This is a genomic window from Clostridium lapidicellarium (assembly GCF_041224415.1).
GTDB lineage: Bacteria > Bacillota > Clostridia > Clostridiales > Clostridiaceae > Clostridium_B > Clostridium_B lapidicellarium.
On the sequence record NZ_JBGFFE010000015.1, the window covers coordinates 1 to 23,878 of the forward strand.

Below are 23,878 nucleotides of genomic sequence, written 5' to 3' on the forward strand. Positions count from 1 at the left end.
GGGAGGCCCTGTGGGAGAGCAGGTCGCTGCCGGATATATTTATATTTGATTTGTTCCGTGGTAGCTCAATGGTTGAGCATTCGGCTGTTAACCGAAGGGTTGGAGGTTCGAGCCCTCTCCACGGAGCCATTTTATTTTTTGAATTTATATTATATCAGGGAAGTTTTTCAGGCTTTTATGCAAGCCTGATTTTTTGTGCTATGGAATAAGAATAAGAACTATTACAGATTATTTTTTGTTGATTTTGCTGCCGTCACTTGTTAGCAGTACAGTTCCGTCTACGTCCGTTCTATAAATTTGTATATTTTTCTTTTTTAGTTTATTTACTGTATTTCTTGTTGGATGTCCGTATTTATTATTCCTTCCACAACTTATTACAGCTATCTTGGGATCAACTTTGTCTAAAAACTCTGTTGAAGTGGAAGACGAACTTCCATGGTGTCCAATTTTTAATACATCTGCTGAAAGATCATAATTTTTAGCTATTATTTCATCTTCACTTTTATTTTCGGCATCACCTGTGAATAGGAATTTAGTATTTCCATAGGTGATTTTCAAAACTATAGAATAGTTATTGGTATCTTCATATGCAGTATTGTTTGGAGCTAATATTTCAGCTCTGGTGTTTTTACCTAAATTTAAATCTGTGACTTGTGGAATTGGAACATTTATTTTCATATTTTTATGTTTCAATGCAGTTATCATATTCTCAAAAGTTATAGTATTGGCCGTCTTTTTAGGAGCATAAAATTTATATATGTCAAATTTTTTTATTATTGAACTCATTCCTCCTATGTGATCTTCGTCTGGATGAGTTGCAATTACATAGTCCAATTTTTTTATATCATATTTTTTCAGATAAGATATTAAATTATCTTTAGCTTCATTTGGACCTGCATCTATTAAAAGATTTTTGCCATTTACCTGAATGAGTTCGCTGTCACCCTGTCCTACATCTATGTAATGAATTATGATATGGGAAGATCTGACTTTTGAATTCAGTACATTGACAGCATTTTTAGTACAGCCGGAGAATATGAAGATTGCTATTAGGAGTATGCTTATTATATTTAGGTATTTTTTTATAAATTTCACATTGTAACAGCTCCTTTAACAGTATTAATATGGCAGTATTTTTTCGGATATCTTTTGCCTTATTATGTTGGATAGATTTGAAAGCTCTTCCTTTGAAAGATTATCGGTATATATCGGTTCACATATAGTTATTTTCACATCAGCTGGTTTTAATACACTGTGTTTGTTACCCTCCCTCAATTTGTAGCTGCCGTCTATGGCAATAGGGACTATAGGCACTTTGGATTTTAGAGCCAGTTTTAAACTTCCCTTCTTGAAATTACCCACTTTAGGCCCTTTACTTCTGGTTCCCTCGGGAAATATCACCATATTTTGGCCGCTTTTTAAAATTTGTATGCCTTTGTTTATTGATTTTACAGCTTCACGTATATTTTGCCTGTCGATAAAAACACAATTTATCTGTTCCATCCAATAAGTGAGCAGTCCTATCTTGGTAATTTCCTTTTTAGCTATAAATCCCACTGTTCTGTCAAGGACAGATATAATTATAGGTATGTCGAAAAATCCCTGGTGGTTGGAAACGAAGAGGCAGGGAACTTTCGGAAGATTCTCTTTACCTATTAATTTAATTCTGGCATTCATTAGATTTAGAATGAAATTTGCCCATTTTTTTACAGAAATATATATGTAATTTTCTGCTTTTTCTTTATTACCGGTACTTTTTATTTTTTCCAATTTTATTTTTTTGGCTATTGTACCTATCATGTATAGAATAAAAATAAAGTACAAGAAAATAGTTTTTAGCATAATTTGATTCCTCCTTGTAGAATCACTCGATGATTTCGCAAATATTACCTATATATTATATCATATCCAATTATCATATATATTGAATGAATAATTTAACTTTTGCTGGAGATATTCATTAAGCCAATTCATAAGATAAAAATCCTATTTATATAGTAATTGCATATAATAATAGACTTAATTCAATTATAATAAATAAAAAATATTTATTTGATAATATAAAATAAAAGTGTTACAATAATAATTAATTTGTTATTATATGAATTAAATAAGCTATGATTATTAAATGGATCTTTAAATTATATAGGGCTGTAGAAGATACATATGAAATAAATAGACAATAATGATTCAAAAATCCATTTAAAATTATAGATCCAATATTTTAAGCCAGGGGGATGATTTTCTTGAAAAAGAGTTCTGTCAATTACAGATTGGATAATGTAAGCAGTCCTAATCTCTATAAGGACATATTTCCTTATGATGAAATACCGAAAATAGCTTTTGATAATGTACATGTTCCTATGGATATTCCAGAAAAAATGTATATTACAGATACGACTTTTAGGGACGGACAGCAATCTATGCCACCCTATACAAGCGAGCAGATAATAAGAATTTTTGATTATCTTCATCAATTGGATAATAATTCTGGTATAATTAAACAGACAGAGTTTTTTTTATATACAGAAAAAGACAGAAAGGCAGCTGAGACATGTATTGAAAGAGGTTATAAATTTCCTGAAGTGACTTCATGGATAAGAGCCAATAAGGAAGATTTTAAACTTGTGAAGCAGATGGGGATTAAAGAAACTGGAATGCTTATGTCCTGTTCAGATTACCATATATTTAAAAAACTCAAGATGACGAGGCAGGAGGCTATGGATATGTATTTGGACATAGCTCGGGAAGTCTTGAACAGCGGAATTTATCTGAGATGTCATTTGGAGGACATTACCAGGGCTGATTTTTATGGATTTGTAGTCCCGCTTGTGACCAAGCTGATGGAACTGTCTCGAGAGGCGAACATCCCTGTAAAAGTAAGAGCTTGTGATACTTTGGGACTGGGAGTGCCCTATGGCGGAGTAGCTGTTCCGAGGAGTGTTCAGAAGATTATTTACGGACTTAGGACTATCTGTGGAGTTCCCTCTGATTTAATAGAATGGCATGGACATAATGATTTTTACAGTGTAGTAGATAATTCCGCGACGGCTTGGTTGTATGGAGCTTCTTCTGTAAATACTTCTTTGCTGGGAATAGGTGAAAGAACTGGCAACTGTCCACTGGAGGCAATGGTGTTTGAATATGCACAGCTGAAGGGCAACACGGGCAATATGGATTTACATGTCATAACGGAATTGGCCGAATACTTTAGCAAAGAGATGAAGTACGATATACCTACAAGGACACCTTTTGTTGGAAGGGAATTTAATGAAACCAGGGCAGGAATACATGCGGACGGAATGTTAAAAGACGAAGAGATCTACAATGCTTTTGACACAGATAAAATTTTGGGAAAGCCAATTGTGGTAGCGGTGAACCAGTATTCAGGGCATGCTGGAATTGCAGCTTGGATTAATACTTACTACAAATTAAAGGACAGCGATAAAGTTGACAAAAAAGACAAGAGGGTCAATAAAATAAAATTGTGGGTAGATGAACAATATAAATCAGGAAGAACTACAATGATAGGTAACAATGAACTTGAACTTCTAGTTAAAAAATTAATGCCAGAAATTGTAGAAAAAAAAGAAGAGAGAGCTAGTTGATTAAACAATATATTTATAGAAATGAGGGATGCAATGTGGGATTGAACGCAGCAAAAAAAATAATAAAGAATCATCTGGTTAAAGGTGAAATGGTTCCTGGCAGGGAAATTGCAATAAAAATAGATAGAACTCTTACCCAGGATTCTACAGGCACTATGGCCTACCTTCAGTTTGAAGCACTTGGAATAGATAGAGTGAAGACAAAAAAGTCCGTGGCTTTTATAGATCATAATATGCTTCAATCGGGTCCGGAAAATGCGGACGACCACTTGTACATTCAAACTATGGCGAAGAAACACGGCATATATTTTTCCAGACCGGGAAATGGGATATGTCATCAAGTTAATTTGGAGAGATTTGGAGTGCCGGGAGATACCCTTCTGGGTTCTGACAGCCATACTCCTACGGCAGGTGGTATAGGAATGCTTGCCATCGGTGCAGGTGGGCTTGATGTGGCAGTAGCCATGGGCGGTGGAGAGTATTACTTGAATATGCCCAAGATAGTAAAGGTAAATCTAGAGGGCAAATTGAGAGAATGGGTTACAGCAAAAGATATAATTCTAGAAATGCTAAAGAGACTTACTGTTAAAGGCGGGATCGGAAAGATATTCGAGTATGTGGGAGAAGGTGCAAAGACGCTGTCCGTCCCTGAGAGAGCAACTATAACAAATATGGGGGCAGAACTCGGTGCTACCACTTCGATATTTCCCAGCGACGACGTAGTCTATAAATTTTTAAAGGCACAGGGAAGGGAAAAAGATTTTTCCTGCGTTGAGCCGGATGAAGATGCGGGCTACGATGAGGAAATGAAGATAGATTTATCTTCCCTGGAGCCTATGGCTGCATGTCCGCATAGCCCTGATAAAGTGGCTGCTGTTTCTGAACTGGAAAGTATAAAAGTGAATCAGGTGTGTATAGGAAGTTGTACCAATTCATCTTATGTCGATATGATGAAAGTTGCAAATATTCTAAAGGGAAGAACTGTAGATGAAAATGTCTCACTTACAATATCACCTGGTTCAAGGCAGGTTCTGAATATGTTGTCTAAAAATGGAGCTTTAGGTTATATGATAGGTGCAGGTGCGAGAGTATTGGAGAGTGCCTGCGGACCCTGTATAGGAATGGGGCAGTCACCTGCTACTGATGCTGTATCTCTTAGAACTTTCAATAGAAATTTTGAAGGAAGATCCGGCACTAAATCTGCAAAGGTATATTTGGTAAGCCCGGAAGTTGCAGCTGTTTCCGCATTAACAGGCCATATCACGGATCCAAGGTGTTTTGGAAAGCCTTATGAAATTGACATGCCCAAAGAATTTTTAATAGATGACAATATGGTGGTCAAACCAAGTGAGAATGGAGATAATGTAAAAATAATGAGGGGACCTAATATAAAGCCATTTCCAAAGGCAAAGCCTCTGACTGACGTGATAAGCGGAAAAGTTCTCACGAAGGTAGGAAACAATATAACTACAGATCATATAATGCCCTCTAATGCAAAGTTATTACCTTACAGATCCAATATACCGTATTTATCCAATTACTGTCTGACACCCTGCGATAAAGATTTCCCTTCAAAAGCGAGAAAAAATTCAGGAGGCTTTATATTGGCGGGAGAAAATTATGGACAGGGATCCAGCAGGGAACATGCCGCACTGGCTCCACTTTATCTGGGAGTAAAGGCGGTATTTGCCAAGTCTTTTGCTAGAATTCACAGACAAAATCTCATAAATAATGGAATAATTCCCCTGGCTTTTAAAAAACCTGAAGACTATGAAGATATAGATGTGATGGATGAACTTGAGATGGTAGATATGTTTGAACAAATTGACAGTGATGTGATTGTAGTAAAGAATAAGACTAAAAATAAAGAGTATAATATGTCGTTTAATGTTACCCAAAGGCAGAGAAATATGATAAAATATGGTGGACTGTTGAATTTAATGAAAGAGCAGCATTTGAAGTTGAACATATAGATAATTAAGGGGGTAATTTATTTCATGAAGAACAGACATAAGATAACTCTTATTCCCGGCGACGGTATAGGGCCGGAGGTTAGTAAGGCGGCGACAAAAGTTATAGCTGCCAGCGGCGTTGATGTAGATTGGGAAGTAGTTGAAGCCGGGGCGGCGTTTATAGATAAGTACGGCACTCCCATTCCTGAGAAGGTTATTGACAGTATAGAAAAAAACAAGGTAGCACTGAAAGGACCTGTGACCACACCGGTGGGCAAGGGATTTAGGAGTGTTAATGTGACTTTGAGAAAAAGGCTGAATTTATATGCCAATATAAGGCCCATAAAGACTTATAAAGGTGTAGAATCCAAGTACAATGATGTGAATTTGGTCATATTCAGGGAAAATACAGAGGATCTTTATGCGGGAATAGAATTTATGGTGAATGATGAAACGGCGGAAGGCGTGAAAATAATATCCAAGAATGCCAGCAGAAGAATAGTAAAGGCAGCTTTTGAATATGCAGTTAATAATGGCAGAAAAAAAGTAACTGCTGTTCATAAGGCCAATATAATGAAATTGTCAGATGGGCTCTTTTTGAGAACAGCTGAGGAAGTGGCCCGTGATTACAAAAATATAGAATTTGACAATGTAATAGTGGATGCCATGAGTATGAAATTGGTACTGCATCCTGAAAAATATGATGTGCTTGTGATGCCTAATTTGTACGGCGACATATTGTCAGATCTGGCATCTGGGCTTGTTGGAGGACTTGGATTGGTTCCCGGAGCTAATATAGGAAAAAATCAAGCTATATTTGAGCCTGCACATGGATCGGCCCCTGACATTGCGGGACAGAATAAGGCAGACCCTACAGCTATTATACTGTCTTCGGTTATGATGCTAAATTATTTACATGAAAAGGAAGCTGCAGACAGAATTGAAAGGGCAGTGGAAAAGACGCTTGAAGAAGGAAAACATAAAACTCCTGACCTTGGAGGGAATTCGACTACTGACGAGTTTACAGATGAAATAATTTCAAATTTGTAAAATAAAAAACTATCTCCACATCAAATTGTAGGGATAGCCTTTTATAATTAAATTATATAAAAAGATTAGGAAGTTGTCTAATTAAGCTTTTGCAAGGGCTTGGTCCAAATCATATATTATGTCATCTATACTCTCTACGCCAATCGAAAGTCTTATGAGATCAGGAGTTACTCCTGCAGCTTTCTGTTGTTCTGCGTTTAGTTCTGCATGAGTTGTACTTGCCGGGTGAATTACCAGTGACTTCGCATCTGCCACATTTGCAAGTAAAGAGAATAACTTGACACTATTTATAAATTTCTTTCCAGCTTCAAATCCACCTTTTATTCCGAAAGTAAATATAGAACCTGCTCCCTTTGGAAAATATTTTTTAGCCAGTTCCCTATATGGACTTCCTTCCAGTTCAGGATAGTTTATCCATGAAACCTTTGGATGTTTGCTTAGAAATTTAACTACCTTTCTTGTATTTTCAACATGTCTTTCAACTCTTAGTGAAAGTGATTCAAGTCCGTTGAGGAAATAAAATGCACTTTGAGGGCTCAATGTGGCACCGGTATTTCTCAAAAGCTGCACTCTTGCTTTTGTAGCAAATGCGGTAGGACCTTGATCTGCATATACAAGTCCTCCGTAACTTTCGTCAGGTGTAGTGAAGTCAGGGAATTTTCCGCTTGCCCTCCAGTCGAATTTTCCGCCATCAACTATGACACCGCCTATGGTAGTTCCATGTCCACCTATGAACTTGGTTGCAGAATGAACAATTACGTCTGCACCCCAGTCTATTGGTTTAACAAGATAAGGAGTCCCAAAAGTATTATCTACAATAAGTGGTATTTTATTTTCGTGTGCTATTTTTGCCACTGCTTCTATATCCAATACATTTATTCTTGGATTTCCTATGGTTTCAGCATAGACGGCTTTTGTATTATCTTTGATTGCTTTTCTTATGTTTTCAGGATCGTCGGGATCTACAAATGTCACGTCAATTCCCAACTTTTTCAAAGTGACAGAGAACAGTTCGTATGTTCCACCATAGAGAGTGCTGGCAGAAACTATATTGTCCCCTGTATTTGCCACGTTCAATATGGCATATAATATTGCCGCCAAGCCTGATGCTGTAGCAAGGCCTGCACTTCCGCCTTCAAGAGCGGCTATTCTTTTTTCAAATACATCTTCTGTTGGATTCATTATTCTTGCATATACATTTCCGGGTTTTTTCAGCTGAAAGAAATCTGCAGCCTCGTCAGCGTCTTTAAATACAAAGGATGTTGTCTGGTAGATTGGGACCGCCCTTGCTCCTGTTGTTGGATCAGGCACTTGTCCTGCATGTACTTGTAGAGTTTCAAAACCTAATTTTCTCTTTTCACTCATATTTATTTCCTCCTCATATTTTGATGTATCAAACATTTTTGGACGAAACTTCTATTTAAATTGGCAAAATAAAAAATCTTCCTGCCGATGAGATACAAGAAGATTTTTCTTCATGCTCCTCATCTTTCAGACTACATGCTTTTGCATATGTCTGCTGGAATTAGCACCGTTGAATGGAAATGATCATTCAGGTTGCCGGGCATCATAGGGCCAGTCCCTCAGCCGCTCTGGATAAGAAGTTTCGTATTTGATTAAGAAAATCATAACAGAAGATTATATAACTTGTCAAGAGAAAAATGAAAAAAATAAAAAATTTATACATTTGACAATTTTGGTTTTAAGTATTAATATTAAAATATTCTTATCAAGAGAGATTGAGGGACAGGCCCTGTGAAATCCGACAACCGGCAGTTACGTATCGGTGTCAATTCCTGCAGAATAGAATTAATTCTGAAAGATAAGAAAGATTGCTTTTTATAGATGAAATTGTAAGCTGCTTTCCTTGTCTTGGGAAAAGCGGCTTTTTATATGCAAAATTGTATTTGAAAAGGGGTGGAGTAAATGAAATTTAAAAATCTACTGAGTAAATTTGACAAAAAGTTCATGTTATTTGATGGGGCTATGGGAACTATGCTTCAAAAATCAGGGCTTCAACCTGGAAAACTTCCGGAAATCTTAAATGTGACCGATGCGGAAGTTATAAAACAGATACATAGAAAGTATCTGGATGCAGGGGCGGATATAATAATATCCAATACTTTTGGAGCCAATGAACTTAAATATAATTCTTCAGATTATACTATAGAGGATATTATTACAGCCGGGGTGAAAATTGCAAAAGAAGAGGCCGGGAGAAAAGGAAAATTGGTCGCATTGGATCTAGGTCCAATAGGCCAGGTTATGGAACCAACTGGAAATTTAAGCTTCAAGGCAGCGTATAAACTGTTTAAAAATCAGGTTGTTATAGGTGAAAGAACAGGAGCGGATTTGATCCTAATAGAAACCATGTCTGATCTGTATGAAGCTAAGGCAGCTGTTCTTGCAGCTAAGGAAAATTCATCTCTTCCGGTATTTTGTACAATGACTTTTCAGAAGGATGGCAGAACTCTTATGGGTACTGATCCTAAAACCATGGTAGTTGCACTTGAGGGTTTGGGGGTAGATGTCCTCGGAGTAAATTGTTCTCTTGGACCAGCTGAACTTCAGGGAATTGTGGATGAAATATTAAAGTATTCATCCATCCCTGTTTTAGTTCAGCCAAATGCAGGACTTCCGAGATACGACGGCAGAAATACGGTTTATGATATAACCCCTGAAGAATTTTCAAATAATATAGTAATCATGGCTAAGAAAGGAGTCAGGATTTTTGGGGGCTGCTGCGGTACAGATCCTGAATTCATAGAATCTATTGTAAATGCCCTTAAATTTATGAAACCTCTTGATATAAGAGAAAAGGGCTATACTGCAGTCTGTTCTCCTACTAAAACTGTTTTTATAGGGAAAGGGATAAAGATTATCGGGGAGAAAATAAATCCCACGGGACAGGAAGATTATAAGAAAGAACTGATAGAGGGAAAAGTAAATTATATAAAAAAGCAATCTGTTGTCCAGGATAATCAAGGAGCTGATATATTGGGGTTAAATGTAGGATTGCCTGAAATAGATGAACCTTCTACGATGAAAAAAGCTGTAAAGGCAGTTCAAGAGGTGGTTCAGCTGCCTGTTGACATAGATAGTCCCAACCCAAGGGCCCTAGAAGCTGGAGCCAGGATATACAACGGAAAACCCATAATAAATTCTGTCAACGGGAAGAAAAAAGTTATGGAGACTGTATTTCCGATAGTCAAAAAATATGGAGGATGTGTAATAGCTCTTACTATAGACGAAAATGGAATACCAAATAATGCAGAGGACAGGGTTTCAATTGCAGGTAAGATAATAAAAACTGCAGCTTCCTATGGTATAAGTAAAAGAGATATAATAGTTGACTGTCTGACACTTACTGCATCGGCACAGCAGAAGGAAGTCATGGAGACAATAAAAGCTGTAAAACTTGTAAAGGAAAAATTTGGGGTTAAAACTGTTCTGGGAGTGAGCAACATATCCTATGGACTTCCGAGAAGATGTGTATTAAATAGGACTTTTCTTGCTCTGGCGCTTAATGCAGGTCTTGATCTTCCGATAATGAACACACAGGATCAGGGAATGAAAGATATTATAGCGGGATTCCAGGTCTTAACTGGGATAGACAAAGAGGGAGAAAATTATATAGGTGAATATGGATCTAAATCTAATTCTCCAAAGGTAAAATGCAGTGAGACCGATAAAAAATTGAATGATGCAATTATTGAGGGTATGGGAGAAGAAGCTGCAAGGATTACATCCAGTCTTTTAAAAGTTGAGAAGCCTGAAAATATAGTGAATTCATATATAATACCGGCTCTGGATGAAGTTGGAAAAATGTATGAGTCGCAGGATGTGTTTTTACCCCAGCTTATACAGTCTGCAGAGACTGTGAAAAAATCATTTGAAATAATAAAGAAAAAAATATTGAAAGATGGAAAGAAAAGTATAAAAAAAGACAGTATAGTACTGGCTACTGTAAAGGGCGACATACATGATATTGGAAAAAATATAGTAAAGGTACTTTTGGAAAACTACGGATTTGATGTAATAGATTTGGGCAGGGATGTGGATATAGAAAAGGTAGTTGGTACTGTGAAGGATAGGGATATAAAACTTGTAGGGCTCAGTGCACTTATGACCACCACTGTGCCGAATATGAAAAAGACTATAGATGCTTTGAGAGAAAATCAGCTTAAATGTAAAGTTGTAGTAGGCGGGGCAGTGCTGAACCAAAATTATGCAGATATGATAGGTGCGGACTACTATGCAAAAGATGCCAGGGAAGCTGTTAAAATAGCTCAAAAAATTTTCCCGGTATCCACCACAGTTTAAAATGTTGAAATAAAAATAAAAATCGGCTATTAAATTTTAAATTCATGAAATTTTTATGGAATATTATTTGTAGTTAATGTAAAATATATTTGAAAAAAAATATATATTGGTTTGGGGAGATAAAGATGAATGAAAAAGCTAATGGAAAAATTGCAAAGTACGTACCAGAAATAAGAGGGACACTTAGGGATCACATGATAAATCTCCCTCTTATCATAAGAGAATCCAGCGGAATAAAAGTTTTTGGGAAAAGAATAAAATCTCTTGCTTTTACTACGGACATAGCGATTATAAAGAACATAAACGCAGATGCAATTTTGGCGGTATATCCCTTCACACCTCAGTCTGTTATAACAGAAGCTCTCGTTGCAGCTTCTGACATGCCAATATTTTGCGGAGTAGGAGGAGGACTTACTACCGGAAAGCGTGTTATAAATCTGGCACTTAATGCTGAATTTAACGGTGCAATGGGGGTAGTTGTAAATAGTCCTACGCCTAATGAAATTGTAAGAGCTGTGAGAGATGCAATTGACATTCCAATTATAGTTACAGTAACTTCTGAAAGAGACGATATTGAAAAGAGAATAGAAGCGGGTACCTCAATATTAAATGTAGCTGCAGGCAAAAATAGTATAGATTTGGTGAAAAAGATAAGAAAAAATCATCCTGAATTCCCTATAATAGCCACAGGAGGGAAAAATGAAGAAAACATTAGAAAAACTATAGAGGCAGGTGCAAATGCCATTTCGTACACACCCCCGTCTACTGCCGAACTTTTTAAAGGAACCATGGAGCGGTATAGAAATGCTTAAATTTAATAAGTAATGTAAGCTGACTGGAAATATAGATTAAATATTATATTTTCAGTTTTTTTGTTTCAATCAAGTTAAAAAATAAAAAAAATCACAAAAAAGGTATTGCATAATTATAATAATATATGTATAATTATTTATATATTTAATCTAAGGAATTAAAGTTTTTATTATTTGAAAAGAGGAGATAGAAATGAAAAAATTCAAGAAGATAATAACAATAGGACTGTCGGTGATATGTACGGCAGTATTGTTGGCAGGCTGCGGCGGCAGCGGTAATACGTCACAAAATGGACAAGGTTCTCAGGATACATTGGAGAAAGTGAAAAAATCAGGTGTTCTGAAGGTGGGTCTGGAAGATTCTTTTCCGCCTATGGAGTTTAGGGACAGTCAAAATAAACTTCAGGGTTTTGATATAGACATGGCAAATGCAATAGCTAAAAAAATGGGAGTAAAAGCTCAGTTTATCAGTACTGAATTCAATGGGATAGTTTTAGCGCTTAAATCTGGAAAGTTTGATACCATAATATCTGGAATGAGTATAACGGATGACAGAAAAAAACAGATAGATTTTTCTAAACCCTATGTGGAAAATTATCAAATTATAGTTACTAAGTCTGGAAATAGTTCCGTTAAGAGTTCAAAGGATTTGGACGGTAAAAGGGTAGGAGTGGGACTTGGTACTACCAGTGAACAGGTAGTTAAGAAATTTAAGAATATAAAAGAAGTGAAAAAATACGATAAAACTACTGAGGAACTTCAGGATCTTTTGATAGGAAGATTGGATGCAGTAGTAGTGGATGAACCTGTTGGAAAATACTATATATCCAAATCAAATAAAAAAAGTCAATATAATGTTTTGAGTGAAAAATTAAGTAAGGAACCCATGGGAATAGGGTTTAAAAAAGGTGATAAAAAATTAGAGGCAGAAGTACAAAAGACATTTGATGAATTGAAAAAAGACGGAACTATGTCCAAAATTTCTACAAAATGGTTTGGAGAAGATATATACAAATAATATTTTAAGAAAGGAAATGGATTGAACCAGTGAATATAGAATTTATAAAAGATATACTCCCTGTTTTGCTAAAGGGCAGTGTAATGACTATGGAACTTACAGTAATCACCTTGATTTTGGGAACGCTTCTTGGCATACTTTTAGCACTTTTGAAATTGTCTAAAAATATCGTGCTTAAATCACTGTCAGGTTTTTATACATGGGTATTCAGAGGTACACCTCTATTATTGCAGTTGTTTTTCTTCTATTATGGTTTGCCTTTTGTTGGAATAGAACTTACTCCTTTTTCAGCAGCAATATTAGGACTTTCACTTAATTGTGGAGCTTATATGGCAGAGATAATAAGAGGAGGGATTCAATCTGTAAACAAGGGACAGTTTGAGGCAGCAAAGGCACTTGGATTCAGTTATGGAGAAACCATGAGGAAGATAATACTTCCCCAGACATGGAAGCTCATAATACCACCTGTTGGGAATGAATTTATATCTATATTGAAGGACACTTCCCTGGTGTCCACTATAGCAATGGTTGAGCTCATGAGATCAGCACAGCAGATATATGCCAGCAGTTTTGATCCGATATCGGTATTTCTTACAGCAGCGGTGCTGTATCTTATAATGACTACTGTATTTACTACCGTATTTGGAATATTTGAAAGGAAATTGGCCGTTTACAGTTAACTGTAGATTTATTTGAATTTATTTTGGAGGTGTAATCTAAATGGAAAATACAGCTGTAAATAATTGTACAGATTTAGATAAAAATAAATATATGATAGAAGCTACTCATTTAACCAAGAGCTTTAATGATTTGGTAGTTTTTAAAGATCTTAATGTAAAAGTTAAAAAGGGTGAAGTTTTAGTTGTGATAGGACCTTCAGGTTCAGGAAAAAGTACACTGCTCAGATGCTTGAACCATCTGGAAACTTTGGACAGTGGAACTGTAGTCGTAGAAGGAGAAAAATTGAACCCGAAGGATAAGAAAATGGTGAGAAGGATAGCTACGAAGATGGGAATGGTTTTTCAGAGCTTTAACCTGTTTCCACACATGACAGCTATTCAAAATGTCATGGAAGCTCCAATGGTAGTTAAAAAGGAGAAAAAATCGAGAGCAAGGGAAGATGCTAGAAAACTTTTAGATAAGGTCGGTTTAAAAGACAAGGAAAATTTTTATCCTTCAAAGCTTTCAGGAGGTCAGCAGCAGAGGGTGGCCATTGCAAGGGCACTTGCGATGAATCCGGATATAATGCTTTTTGACGAACCAACATCTGCCCTGGATCCGGAACTCGTGGGAGAGGTTTTGAATGTAATGAAAGATCTAGTTAAAGACGGGATGACCATGATAGTTGTGACTCATGAGATGGGTTTTGCAAAAGAAGTGGCTGATAGGGTCATATTTATGGATAATGGTAAAATAGTGGAGCAGGGAACTCCGGAACAGATATTTTCACATCCCAAAGAAGACAGGACTAAAGCTTTTTTGTATAAAGTTATCAAGTAATATATAAATGGAGGTTGAGTTTATGAAAGACAAAGTGGTATTGGCGTACTCGGGAGGATTGGATACATCGGTTATCATTCCCTGGTTGAAAGAGAATTATGATCTGGAGGTTATTGCAGCCTGCATAGATGTGGGACAAGATGATGACATGGATAAGGTGAGGGAAAAAGCCCTCAAAACAGGTGCTTCTAAAGTGTATATTGAAGATATGAAGGAAGAATTTATAAAAAATTATCTTTTTAAGGCGGTTAAGGCCAATTTGTTGTATGAGAATTCATATATGCTTGGTACTTCTCTTGCAAGGCCTCTCATGGCGAAAAAATTAGTCGAGATAGCACATAAAGAAGGTGCCAAATATATATCCCATGGATGTACCGGAAAGGGAAACGACCAAGTGCGTTTTGAAGTTGGAGTGGCAAGTTTCGATCCGGCAATAAAGATAATAGCTCCCTGGAGGCTGTGGAATATAAAATCAAGGGAAGATGCCATAGATTATGCAAATGCCAGGGGAGTAGAGATAACTGCGACAAAAGAAAAAATATATTCAAATGATAAAAATATATGGCATGTAAGTCATGAAGGCGGAGACCTGGAAGATCCACGAAATGAACATAAGAGAAGCATGTATTTTATGACCGTCCCACCTGAAAAGGCAAAGGATGAGAATACCTATATAGAGCTCTATTTTGAAAAGGGAGAACCTAAAAAATTAAACGGGCAGGAACTGGATCCTGTTACAATGATGGAAGAGCTGAATAAAATAGGCGGTGAAAATGGAATAGGAATAGTGGACATGGTGGAAAACAGGCTTGTAGGAATGAAATCAAGGGGAGTATATGAAACTCCTGGCGGAACCATACTTTATACCGCTCATACTGCCCTTGAAAGGCTGACTATAGATAAAGACACTTTTCATTATAAACAATTGGTATCCCAGAAATACGGCGAACTTGTATATGACGGTCTGTGGTTTGGAAGCCTTAGGAAGGCATTGGATGCTTTCGTCGAAGCTACCCAGGAGAATGTGACTGGAACGGTAAAATTGAGGCTGTATAAGGGAAATATAATGACAGCGTCGATAAATGCCAAATACCCTTTATTTAATGAGAGCATATCTTCTTTTGGTGCCAGCGATCTGTACGATCAGAAGGATGCAGATGGTTTTATCAAATTATTCAGTCTTCCCTATAAAATTAAGTCCCTGGTAGATAAGGAGAAAAAGAATTGACTATGAAACTTTGGGGTGGAAGATTTAAAAAATCCGAAAGCAAGCTTATGGAGGATTTCAATAGCTCGTTGAGATTTGACAGGCGTCTTTATAGAGAAGACATAGAGGGAAGCATGGCCCATGTTAAAATGCTTTCTAGGTGCAATATTTTATCCCGGGAAGACGGGAAAAAAATATTGGAAGGACTGAAGTCAATACTTGGGGATATAGAAAGTGGAAAGCTGAAAGTAGAGGGAAACTACGAGGATATACACAGCTTTGTAGAGATAAATCTAATAAAGAAAATAGGTCAGGCTGGAAAAAAATTACATACCGCCAGAAGTAGAAATGATCAGGTGGCAGTAGATTTTAAATTGTATGTTAAAAGAGAAGCTGGTGAAGTGATTAAAAATATAGAGACACTTCAAAATACAATAAAGAACCTGGGGGAGCGAAATAATGTGATAATGCCCGGGTATACTCACCTTCAAAGGGCCCAGGTAGTTACTTTCAAGCATTATATAATGGCGTATTATTACATGCTTTCAAGGGATAAAAAAAGAATTTTGAATGCCGTTGAAATTATGGATGAAAGTCCGCTTGGATGCTGTGCATTGGCAGGTACGACTTATGATATAGATAGAAATTTTACTGCTGAGGAACTTGGATTTAGAAAACCAGTTGATAATTTTCTGGACGGTGTAAGTGACAGGGATTATGTCCTTGAAATGTTATCGGATTTTTCCATATTGATCATGCATTTGAGCCGTCTTAGTGAAGAGCTTGTATTGTGGAGCAGTAAAGAATTTGATTTTGTACAGATAGATGATGAATTTTCCACAGGAAGCAGCATAATGCCTCAGAAAAAGAATCCCGACGCTGCAGAACTCATAAGAGGCAAAACTGGGAGAGTATACGGTTCACTTGTGTCACTGCTTACCACTATGAAAGGTATTCCTCTTGCCTATGATAAGGATATGCAGGAAGACAAAGAGCAGTTTTTTAATTCCTTAGATACCGTATTAAGCTGTTTGAAGGTAATGAACGGTATACTCTCCACATTAAAAGTTAAGAAAGACAATACCTTTAATGCTGTTAAGAAGGGTTTTTTAAACGCTACAGAAGCAGCAGACTATTTAGTAGGCAAAGGTATGGCTTTTAGGGATGCACATAAGGTTATTGGTGAAATTGTACTGTACTGTGAAGATAAAAATAAATCCATTGAAGATCTGTCACTGGAGGAGCTGAAAAATTTCAGTAACTTGTTTTCAGAAGATGTTTATGAATTCATAGACTATGAAAATACATTGAACAGAGGAATTAAAAAAAATCTCAAGCGATAGATTGAAGGAAGAAATGTCTAAAGTGGAAAGCTGATTTTAAGAAGCTTTCCACTTTTTAATTGTTAAATTTCTTTTGTATGCCTGTTATTTTCTGTTTCTTTGCCGAAAAACGACAGTGCATATAATCCTCCAAGACCTACCAGAGCATACAGCACTCTTGTAAAGGGTGACATTGTACCAAATAGTGATGCTATAAGATCATATCTGAAAAATCCAATTAGCCCCCAATTGAGAGCACCTATTACCACTAATACCAGTGCAATAATGTCTAATGTCCTCATGTTTACATCTCCTTTTTATTTTATCCGAACGCTGCCATTGCTAATATTCCCAATTTCTCAAAGTGGGGGATAAGCACTGCTGCGCGCCTGGATAAGATTTTCTAAGGTTCAGGTGGAGAAAAGTATTCCTTATAAGCAAACCCCACCTGGATCTAAAAATTACTTTATATAAATTATTATTTACAAATTATATAAAATTTATGAGGAAAAATAAAAACAAGGAAAAATATTAATTTTTACTATTTGAGGTATTATTTATTATATCTATATTTATGCTTCTTTCTACAGGTTGATATAAAGATATTATGGTATCAGTCCTCTGTATTCCATCTATGGATTGAATTTTATTCATGAGCAGATCTTGCAGATCCGATATATTTTTGCATATTATTTTTATAAAAATGGAATAAACTCCGGTGGTATAGTGAATTTCAACAATTTCCTTTATGTCTATCAATTTATCGAGAACGTCTTTGAAATTTCTGGCTTTATCCAGATAGATTCCGATAAAGCCGCATACATCATATCCTATTTTGGAATTATCGATTATAAGTTTTGTCCCTTTTATTATATTCATATCCTGCATTTTTTTCATTCTAACATGGATAGTTCCGCCGCTCACGTGACATTCTCTTGCAATTTCCAAAAAAGGAGTCCTGGAATCCTTTAAAAGGATGTCGAGAATTTGAAGGTCCAAATCATCTAATCCAGAAACTTTTAAACTCATTTAAATCCCCTCCTTGTTTATAGTTAAGTTATTGTTACTTAAATCCCCACTTAATATTATACCAGAAATTTTGTTAAATTAATAATTTGAAACGTTATCATCAATTAATAATTTATAAATTATTAATTGATGATGTATACAAATAATAAGTTAATAAAAAAATACAAATTTTATTATTAATATTGCAATATATTCAAAAAAGTATTATGATATTATCAATAAATAACATAAAAAAGTAAATAAGTAATAAATTCATATAACTTATTAAAGGGGGACGCATTTATGAAGACATATGTATTAAAAGATGAAAGAAAAAGGGAATTGAAAATTTTGGACAAGACATTGCAAAAAGTAGGAAGAAAAGAACTGCCCCATATACTGCATATACAGCAAGTTATGTTGAGAGCAGTTGATGAATACATGAGCAAGAAAGGCGTAACCAGGATTATGCCTATTATGATAGCACCGATTACGGATCCGTTGAATCATGATGTGGAAGAATGTGAATTGGAGTATGAAGGACAAAAGTTCGATATAACAAGATCAATGATATTCCACAAACAAATAATTTTATCCAGTCCTTATCTTGATAAAATATATATAGTATCGCCTAATGTAAGATTCGAACAGGAAGAAAAGGAAGACAAGAGACATTTATTTGAATTCACACAAATTGATTTCGAATTTAAAGGTGCCACTATGGATGACATATTTAAATTTCAGGAGGGACTTGTCAAATATGTATTTAATTATATAAAAAAAGAATGTGCAGATGAGTTTAAAGCTCTTGGAATCGGAACATCACATTTGGATGTAACTGTGCCCTTTAAAAAGTATACAACACAGGAACTTCAGGCAAAATATGGCGATGATTTTGAAGAAACAGCATCGGCCAAAGCAACTCAGCCTTTCTGGATTATAAACCATAAAAGAGAATTTTATGATGCTGAAGATCTAGAAAAGCCTGGAAATTATAGAAATTATGATTTGATATGGCCCTACGGGTATATAGAAGGTTTGAGCGGTGGAGAAAGAGAGTATAAATATGACAGGATACTCACCCGAATGAAAGAAGCCCATATGGATGGAAATGCCTTTAGAAACTATATTCAGCTCGCAAAGGAAGGGAAAATTCCCAAGACTGCAGGAGCTGGTTTCGGAGTGGAAAGAATGACCAGATTTGTATGCCAGCAGAAGGAAATTGATGATGTAACTGTATTTACAAGAAAACCCGGGAAAACTTATTTGTTTTAACATAATCGGCGAGAAGTTGCCTACCTATAGGTGGTGTGATGGATCGCCTTTTATTTTGATTTATGTTATAAGCTGTTTACGGGCAATTGTACATTTTTTATCATTAAAGGGTATTGATATAATATGTAAAATATAAGATAATATAAAGGACAGACAAATTTAAGGGGGTAATGAAATGCCTTTGTGGTTAAATGTACTATTGCAGATAATATTTATCGCAATAATATTTTTAGTAGTATATAATTTTTTAAAATCCCATGTATTATGTAAACTTAATCCTAATAAGTGGCTGATTCTTGCTCTATCCATAGCATCCTTTATTTTACCGCCTGCTGTGGCAGCTTCTTTCAGATATAATATGAATGGGACGGTATGGCAGTATATATTTGCTGCTGCATTTTTAATTTTTTTCCTGTGGTTTTTGGATCTAAACAGCGGTGCTATATATAGTAAAAGCAAAAAAAATAAAAAAGATATAAAAATAAGACCTAAGGCTAAGCCCAACAGGGTAAACCGCAGTAAGGACAGTAACAACAATAACGGCAATAAAAAAAATAAAAAATAGTTTTACATATTTTAAGGTCGTATCATGAATTACTCTGAATTAGGGTAAAATTTGATATGGCCTATAATTATATTATTCTGAAGATTTGAAATGTTTTATTGAAATCGTTGACAAAACATAAAAATCCACCTATAATTAAAATAACATATAAATAACCTGTATATACATGATTTACTATAATCTCAGTATATATAAATATAGGGGGAAATTTAATATGGGGAAATATAATAAAATGCTACAGCAGGAAAGACAGGAAATTTTCAATAGTTTATATGAGGGAAAAGTTCCAAAAAGAATACCTATTGCAGCATGTGTTACAGTAGAATTTGCCATCAAATATTATGGAATTGATATTTTGAAAGCACAGTGGAATCCAGAGTTACTAGAGGGTGCATTTAGGAAAGTTGCAGACGACTTTTACTCAGATGTTTTTCCAATACGTGATCTCATAAGATTTCCAGTATTTTATAGGTTGTTGGGTGCCAAGAATTTTGTAATGGGTTCCAATGGATTTCTGCAGCATCCGGAAATATCAGCTATGCATTCTGATGAATATGGAGCTTTTATTAAATCTCCCATGGATTTTATTTTGGAAACCATTCTTCCGAGGATCTATTCGGCACTTGACACGGATCCGGTTAATCGTTCCTTAATATTGGCGAAGGCTTATAAAGCTTATTGTGATACGGTGGGTTTTTTGAATGGTGTAGTTATTCCAAATCTTGAAAAAGAATATGGAAAATATCAGGCTCCTCCGCAATCTTCTGCCATGACCGCAGCTCCTATGGATTTTATTGCAGATCAGCTTCGGGGATTTAAAGAAATCAGCCTGGATATACGAAGAAAACCTAAAGAGCTTATTGAAGCTTGTGAAGCAGTTTATGACACTATGCTGGAGCGAGGTATACCAGCACAACCGTCAATCTATAACTATACTTTTATTCCATTGCATATGCCGCCTTATATGAGAAACAGGGATTATGAAAAAATTTATTATCCGACTTTTAAACGTATGGTGGATGGCATTGCTGCTGCTGGTGGGAAATCTTATCTTTTTCTCGAGCAGGATTGGTCAAGATTTCTTGATTCACTTTATGATTTGCCAGAGAATACGATTTTACGTTTTGAATATGGAGATCCGAAGGAAATAAAGGGGAAGTTGGGTAAACAACATATTATTACAGGCCTTTATCCTTTAGGACTATTGAAAACCGGTACAAAACAACAGTGTATTGACAAAGCAAAGGAACTCATAGATATTCTTGCACCGGGAGGAAAATATTTCTTTGATCTTGATAAGAATATCATTACTGTGGATAGTGTAAACGTCGATAATTTACTTGCTGTTTTGGAGACATATCGTACCTATGGTATATATTGAGGGGGAGAAAAAGAAATGGAAAGTAAATATTTTCAAAGCTGGGAAACATATAAAAAGACATGTGATGAAAGGGCACAACCAGTTCGAAAAAATGAGGGAATCTATATGAAGCCAGTTTTTGAAAGATATGATGTGGAAATTAAAAATTTTATTATTACATTGTTACTTTGAAATGGGGGGTTAAAGTGATTATTATTGGAGAAAAGATCAATGGAACAATTCCGAGTGTAAAAAAGGCAATAGAAAACAAAGATGAAGAATTTATTAGAAACAGGGCAATTCAGCAGGCAGAAGACGGAGCAGATTATATTGACGTGTGTGCAGGTACTTCCCCGGAAGTAGAACTTGAAACATTGAAATGGCTCATGGATGTTGTACAAGATGTTGTAAATAAGCCTCTGTCTATAGATAGCCCGAATCCCAGGACCATTAAATCGGTTTTTAAGTATGCCAAAAAACCTGGAATAATAAATTCTGTATCGAAAGAAGGTGATAAATGCAGTGTCCTATATCCTATGATCAAGGGAACGGATTGGCAGATAATTGCACTTACCTGTGACAATAACGGTATTCCTTCCGATGTGAAAACCAAAGTGAACATAGCCAGGGATTTGGTGGAAGAAGCACAAAAATATGATATAAAACCTGATAGAATCCACATAGATCCGCTTGTTATGGCACTTTCCACACAAAACACTTCTCTGCTTAATTTTATTGAAGCCATGAAATCTATAAAGTCCATGTATCCTACTGTGAAAATCACTTCGGGATTGAGCAATATTTCTTTTGGAATGCCGCTTAGAAAATATGTAAATCAAAATTTTCTGACTATTGCCACTTTTATGGGTATGGATTCTGCAATTATGGATCCCTGCAACAGGGGGATAATGACAGCACTTTATGCAGCTGAGGCACTTATGGGAAATGATAAATACTGTAGAAAGTTTTCAAATGCCTATAGGAAGAATAAAATTGGGCCTGTAAGGGACAGGCAAAAACTCTAAAATATTTTTTGATATGTTAATGCACTAACACAAATTACAAATTATAGGGGGATTAGATATGGATTATAAATTATTGACACAGTCAGTAGGGGATTTGGATGAAGACAAAGTTTATGAAATGGTAAAGGAATTTGTGAGTTCAAATCCAAAGGAAGAGGAAGCTCAGAAAGTTGTAAATGCGTGCCAGAATGGCATGGGAATAGTAGGCGATCTGTTTGACAAGGGTGAGTATTTCGTAGGGGATCTGATTTTTGCAGGAGAACTTTTGAACAATGCCATTGATATTTTGAAACCTGTCATAGGCTCTGGAAATTCCAAGAAAGTTGGCACTATTGTTTTGGGTACGGTAAAGGGAGATCTGCATGACATAGGTAAGAATATATTCAAGAGCATGGTGGAGGCTGCAGGGTTTGAAGTGTATGACATAGGCATAGATCAATCTGCCTCGGCTTTTATAGGCAAGATAAGGGAAGTACATCCCCAGATTGTTGGAATGAGCGGAGTTCTTACCCTTGCCATTGATTCCATGAAACAGATAATAGACGAATTTAAGAAAGAAAATATAAGGGACAAGATAAAGATAGTCATAGGCGGAAATGCTGTCACAAAGGAAGCTTGTGAGTATGTAGGTGCTGATTCCTATAATACAAATGCTGCGGAAGGTGTAAAAACTTGTTTAAGGTGGGTGAGTTAAATGGCGGACATTAAAAAATTGCAGGAAGAAAGAACTCAATTGTTCAAAGATCTGTTTGATGGAAAGATTCCAAAGAGAGTGCCTATAAGTGTGAATTTTCCTCTTGAGTTTTCCATACAGTATGCAGGTAAGGACTTAGCTAAGGCACAGTGGGACACTTCCATGCTAGGTGAGATATTTGAAAAAATATGTAAGAATTTTATTTCAGACGTACTCCCTGTACAGGCTCTTAGATTTCCAGTATATTATAAAATGTTAGGGGCAAGAAATTTTATAATGAGTTCCAGTGGATTTTTGCAGCATCCGGAAGTGAGCGGCCTTGAAGCCGGGGAATACGACGAATTTATTAAATCGCCCTATAATTGCATTATGGAAAAAGTACTGCCCAGAATCTATACCGAACTAAATACAGATCCCGTTCAGAGATCTCTTGTAATGGCGAAAGCTTTTAAGGCATTTTATGATGAATTAAACAATGTGACTGTAATCTATGAAAAACTGATTGAAAAATATGGTTATTCTTCTTTTGGAAATACCAATGGCTTTATTGAAGCTCCCTTTGATTTCATGTCAGATCAGTTGAGAGGATTTAAGGGCATGACAGGCGACATAAGAAGACGTCCTGACAAGGTGGCGGCAGCCTGCGAAGCTGTAACCCCAATATTGGTAAAGGGCGGGATACCTGCATCTCCTTCAAAATATGCTGGTACCTTTATTCCCCTGCACATGGCACCGTATATCCGCACTAAGGATTTTGAAAAATTGTACTGGCCGAGTTTTAAAAGGGAAGTTGAAGAGCTTGCTGCAGCAGGACAGCCTTCTCTGCTGTTTGTTGAAAATGACTGGACACGTTATGTGGATTATCTCTATGAACTTCCTGAAAATACTAGAATGTGGTTTGAATACGGAGATCCTAAGTTTATGAAGGAAAAACTGGGGAAAAAGCATATTCTTACAGGTTTTTATCCGATTTCTATGTTGAAGACGGGAACAAAACAGGAGTGCATAGACAAAGCCAAGGAACTTGTAGATATCCTTGCACCAGGTGGAAAGTATATGTTTGGATTTGACAAAGCCATTATAACCGCAGATAGCATTAAAATTGAAAATCTGCAGGCGGTTCTGGAATATGTAGCTAAAAATGCTGATTATTAGGAGG

22 protein-coding genes, 1 tRNA gene and 2 riboswitches are annotated in these 23,878 nt (G+C 36.1%); of the genes, 18 read left to right on the plus strand and 5 right to left on the minus strand.

Features of this window, described 5'->3' with window-relative positions; translation table 11 throughout:
* Positions 1-54: 54 nt before the first annotated feature.
* Positions 55-129 (plus strand) — tRNA-Asn (locus AB8S09_RS10430).
* A 99-nt stretch (positions 130-228) separates the two neighbouring features.
* Here the strand turns inward: AB8S09_RS10430 and AB8S09_RS10435 are convergent.
* Both AB8S09_RS10435 and AB8S09_RS10440 read right to left on the minus strand, forming a co-directional pair.
* On the minus strand, positions 229-1,095 hold the full coding sequence (locus tag AB8S09_RS10435; protein WP_294182949.1) for a ComEC/Rec2 family competence protein: 867 nt from the start codon (positions 1,093-1,095) through the stop codon (positions 229-231).
* A gap of 24 nt (positions 1,096-1,119) precedes the next feature.
* Positions 1,120-1,842: a lysophospholipid acyltransferase family protein gene (locus tag AB8S09_RS10440; protein WP_294182951.1), complete on the minus strand. Its 723-nt coding sequence runs from the start codon at positions 1,840-1,842 to the stop codon at positions 1,120-1,122.
* 395 nt (positions 1,843-2,237) lie between these two features.
* On the opposite strand from AB8S09_RS10440, the gene AB8S09_RS10445 reads away from it, so the two are divergent.
* The 3 genes from AB8S09_RS10445 to AB8S09_RS10455 are packed head-to-tail and all read left to right on the plus strand — an operon-like array spanning position 2,238 to position 6,610.
* Positions 2,238-3,608 (plus strand): hydroxymethylglutaryl-CoA lyase-like TIM-barrel protein, encoded by a 1,371-nt coding sequence (locus tag AB8S09_RS10445; RefSeq protein ID WP_294182952.1) that lies wholly within the window; start codon positions 2,238-2,240, stop codon positions 3,606-3,608.
* Positions 3,609-3,643: 35 nt separating this feature from the next.
* Positions 3,644-5,581, plus strand: coding sequence for an aconitate hydratase (locus AB8S09_RS10450; RefSeq protein WP_369869104.1), 1,938 nt, complete (start codon positions 3,644-3,646; stop codon positions 5,579-5,581).
* Positions 5,582-5,605: 24 nt separating this feature from the next.
* Complete coding sequence (locus tag AB8S09_RS10455) at positions 5,606-6,610, plus strand: isocitrate/isopropylmalate dehydrogenase family protein (RefSeq protein WP_294182956.1); 1,005 nt, start codon at positions 5,606-5,608, stop codon at positions 6,608-6,610.
* An 81-nt stretch (positions 6,611-6,691) separates the two neighbouring features.
* Here the strand turns inward: AB8S09_RS10455 and AB8S09_RS10460 are convergent, their stop codons facing one another.
* The gene (locus AB8S09_RS10460) at positions 6,692-7,975 is read right to left on the minus strand and encodes an O-acetylhomoserine aminocarboxypropyltransferase/cysteine synthase family protein (protein ID WP_294182958.1); all 1,284 of its coding nucleotides are present in this window, start codon (positions 7,973-7,975) and stop codon (positions 6,692-6,694) included.
* A gap of 116 nt (positions 7,976-8,091) precedes the next feature.
* Positions 8,092-8,213, minus strand: a riboswitch (SAM riboswitch).
* Between the two features lie 120 nt (positions 8,214-8,333).
* Positions 8,334-8,439, plus strand: a riboswitch (SAM riboswitch).
* Between the two features lie 97 nt (positions 8,440-8,536).
* Here AB8S09_RS10460 and AB8S09_RS10465 point away from each other — a divergent pair.
* The 7 genes from AB8S09_RS10465 (at position 8,537) to argH (ending at position 16,813) form a co-directional block, all read left to right on the plus strand.
* Positions 8,537-10,933, plus strand: coding sequence for a homocysteine S-methyltransferase family protein (locus tag AB8S09_RS10465; RefSeq protein WP_294182960.1), 2,397 nt, complete (start codon positions 8,537-8,539; stop codon positions 10,931-10,933).
* A 125-nt stretch (positions 10,934-11,058) separates the two neighbouring features.
* Positions 11,059-11,745 (plus strand): beta/alpha barrel domain-containing protein, encoded by a 687-nt coding sequence (locus AB8S09_RS10470; RefSeq protein ID WP_294182962.1) that lies wholly within the window; start codon positions 11,059-11,061, stop codon positions 11,743-11,745.
* A 193-nt stretch (positions 11,746-11,938) separates the two neighbouring features.
* Complete coding sequence (locus tag AB8S09_RS10475) at positions 11,939-12,763, plus strand: ABC transporter substrate-binding protein (protein WP_369869090.1); 825 nt, start codon at positions 11,939-11,941, stop codon at positions 12,761-12,763.
* Positions 12,764-12,792: 29 nt separating this feature from the next.
* Complete coding sequence (locus AB8S09_RS10480) at positions 12,793-13,443, plus strand: amino acid ABC transporter permease (RefSeq protein ID WP_369869091.1); 651 nt, start codon at positions 12,793-12,795, stop codon at positions 13,441-13,443.
* Between the two features lie 40 nt (positions 13,444-13,483).
* A complete protein-coding gene (locus AB8S09_RS10485) occupies positions 13,484-14,263 on the plus strand; it encodes an amino acid ABC transporter ATP-binding protein (protein ID WP_369869092.1) in 780 nt (259 codons plus the stop codon).
* A gap of 22 nt (positions 14,264-14,285) precedes the next feature.
* Positions 14,286-15,491: an argininosuccinate synthase gene (locus AB8S09_RS10490; protein ID WP_369869093.1), complete on the plus strand. Its 1,206-nt coding sequence runs from the start codon at positions 14,286-14,288 to the stop codon at positions 15,489-15,491.
* A gap of 2 nt (positions 15,492-15,493) precedes the next feature.
* The gene (gene argH, locus AB8S09_RS10495) at positions 15,494-16,813 is read left to right on the plus strand and encodes an argininosuccinate lyase (protein ID WP_294182975.1); all 1,320 of its coding nucleotides are present in this window, start codon (positions 15,494-15,496) and stop codon (positions 16,811-16,813) included.
* 62 nt (positions 16,814-16,875) lie between these two features.
* On the opposite strand, the gene AB8S09_RS10500 is transcribed toward argH, so the two are convergent.
* Positions 16,876-17,094 (minus strand): DUF378 domain-containing protein, encoded by a 219-nt coding sequence (locus AB8S09_RS10500; protein WP_294182977.1) that lies wholly within the window; start codon positions 17,092-17,094, stop codon positions 16,876-16,878.
* Positions 17,095-17,323: 229 nt separating this feature from the next.
* Entirely contained in the window at positions 17,324-17,821 is a 498-nt protein-coding gene (locus AB8S09_RS10505; RefSeq protein WP_294182979.1) for an Lrp/AsnC ligand binding domain-containing protein, read from the minus strand.
* A 282-nt stretch (positions 17,822-18,103) separates the two neighbouring features.
* Between AB8S09_RS10505 and AB8S09_RS10510 the strand changes: the two genes are divergently transcribed.
* The 7 genes from AB8S09_RS10510 to AB8S09_RS10540 all read left to right on the plus strand — a co-directional run bounded on the left by AB8S09_RS10510 (position 18,104) and on the right by AB8S09_RS10540 (position 23,874).
* Positions 18,104-19,075: an asparagine synthetase A gene (locus AB8S09_RS10510; RefSeq protein ID WP_294182980.1), complete on the plus strand. Its 972-nt coding sequence runs from the start codon at positions 18,104-18,106 to the stop codon at positions 19,073-19,075.
* Positions 19,076-19,250: 175 nt separating this feature from the next.
* Positions 19,251-19,640 (plus strand): hypothetical protein, encoded by a 390-nt coding sequence (locus AB8S09_RS10515; protein ID WP_294182982.1) that lies wholly within the window; start codon positions 19,251-19,253, stop codon positions 19,638-19,640.
* Positions 19,641-19,854: 214 nt separating this feature from the next.
* Entirely contained in the window at positions 19,855-21,021 is a 1,167-nt protein-coding gene (locus AB8S09_RS10520) for a uroporphyrinogen decarboxylase/cobalamine-independent methonine synthase family protein (protein WP_294182983.1), read from the plus strand.
* A gap of 15 nt (positions 21,022-21,036) precedes the next feature.
* The gene (locus AB8S09_RS10525; protein ID WP_294182985.1) at positions 21,037-21,192 is read left to right on the plus strand and encodes a hypothetical protein; all 156 of its coding nucleotides are present in this window, start codon (positions 21,037-21,039) and stop codon (positions 21,190-21,192) included.
* A gap of 14 nt (positions 21,193-21,206) precedes the next feature.
* Positions 21,207-22,025 (plus strand): methyltetrahydrofolate cobalamin methyltransferase, encoded by an 819-nt coding sequence (locus AB8S09_RS10530; protein ID WP_294182986.1) that lies wholly within the window; start codon positions 21,207-21,209, stop codon positions 22,023-22,025.
* 58 nt (positions 22,026-22,083) lie between these two features.
* Entirely contained in the window at positions 22,084-22,719 is a 636-nt protein-coding gene (locus tag AB8S09_RS10535; RefSeq protein ID WP_294182988.1) for a cobalamin B12-binding domain-containing protein, read from the plus strand.
* A complete protein-coding gene (locus tag AB8S09_RS10540) occupies positions 22,720-23,874 on the plus strand; it encodes a uroporphyrinogen decarboxylase family protein (protein ID WP_294182991.1) in 1,155 nt (384 codons plus the stop codon).
* The last annotated feature ends 4 nt before the right edge of the window (positions 23,875-23,878 follow it).

Excerpts from the sequence above, each read along its gene's own strand:
- AB8S09_RS10540 (WP_294182991.1), top strand. The coding sequence starts at position 22,720 with ATGGCGGACATTAAAAAATTGCAGGAAGAAAGAACTCAATTGTTCAAA.
- AB8S09_RS10515 (WP_294182982.1), top strand. The coding sequence starts at position 19,251 with ATGCCTTTGTGGTTAAATGTACTATTGCAGATAATATTTATCGCAATA.
- AB8S09_RS10510 (WP_294182980.1), top strand. The coding sequence starts at position 18,104 with ATGAAGACATATGTATTAAAAGATGAAAGAAAAAGGGAATTGAAAATT.
- AB8S09_RS10535 (WP_294182988.1), top strand. The coding sequence starts at position 22,084 with ATGGATTATAAATTATTGACACAGTCAGTAGGGGATTTGGATGAAGAC.
- AB8S09_RS10475 (WP_369869090.1), top strand. The coding sequence starts at position 11,939 with ATGAAAAAATTCAAGAAGATAATAACAATAGGACTGTCGGTGATATGT.
- argH (WP_294182975.1), top strand. The coding sequence starts at position 15,494 with ATGAAACTTTGGGGTGGAAGATTTAAAAAATCCGAAAGCAAGCTTATG.
- AB8S09_RS10485 (WP_369869092.1), top strand. The coding sequence starts at position 13,484 with ATGGAAAATACAGCTGTAAATAATTGTACAGATTTAGATAAAAATAAA.
- AB8S09_RS10525 (WP_294182985.1), top strand. The coding sequence starts at position 21,037 with ATGGAAAGTAAATATTTTCAAAGCTGGGAAACATATAAAAAGACATGT.
- AB8S09_RS10445 (WP_294182952.1), top strand. The coding sequence starts at position 2,238 with ATGATTTTCTTGAAAAAGAGTTCTGTCAATTACAGATTGGATAATGTA.
- AB8S09_RS10505 (WP_294182979.1), bottom strand. The coding sequence starts at position 17,821 with ATGAGTTTAAAAGTTTCTGGATTAGATGATTTGGACCTTCAAATTCTC.
- AB8S09_RS10455 (WP_294182956.1), top strand. The coding sequence starts at position 5,606 with ATGAAGAACAGACATAAGATAACTCTTATTCCCGGCGACGGTATAGGG.
- AB8S09_RS10490 (WP_369869093.1), top strand. The coding sequence starts at position 14,286 with ATGAAAGACAAAGTGGTATTGGCGTACTCGGGAGGATTGGATACATCG.
- AB8S09_RS10465 (WP_294182960.1), top strand. The coding sequence starts at position 8,537 with ATGAAATTTAAAAATCTACTGAGTAAATTTGACAAAAAGTTCATGTTA.
- AB8S09_RS10520 (WP_294182983.1), top strand. The coding sequence starts at position 19,855 with ATGGGGAAATATAATAAAATGCTACAGCAGGAAAGACAGGAAATTTTC.
- AB8S09_RS10500 (WP_294182977.1), bottom strand. The coding sequence starts at position 17,094 with ATGAGGACATTAGACATTATTGCACTGGTATTAGTGGTAATAGGTGCT.
- AB8S09_RS10440 (WP_294182951.1), bottom strand. The coding sequence starts at position 1,842 with ATGCTAAAAACTATTTTCTTGTACTTTATTTTTATTCTATACATGATA.
- AB8S09_RS10460 (WP_294182958.1), bottom strand. The coding sequence starts at position 7,975 with ATGAGTGAAAAGAGAAAATTAGGTTTTGAAACTCTACAAGTACATGCA.
- AB8S09_RS10470 (WP_294182962.1), top strand. The coding sequence starts at position 11,059 with ATGAATGAAAAAGCTAATGGAAAAATTGCAAAGTACGTACCAGAAATA.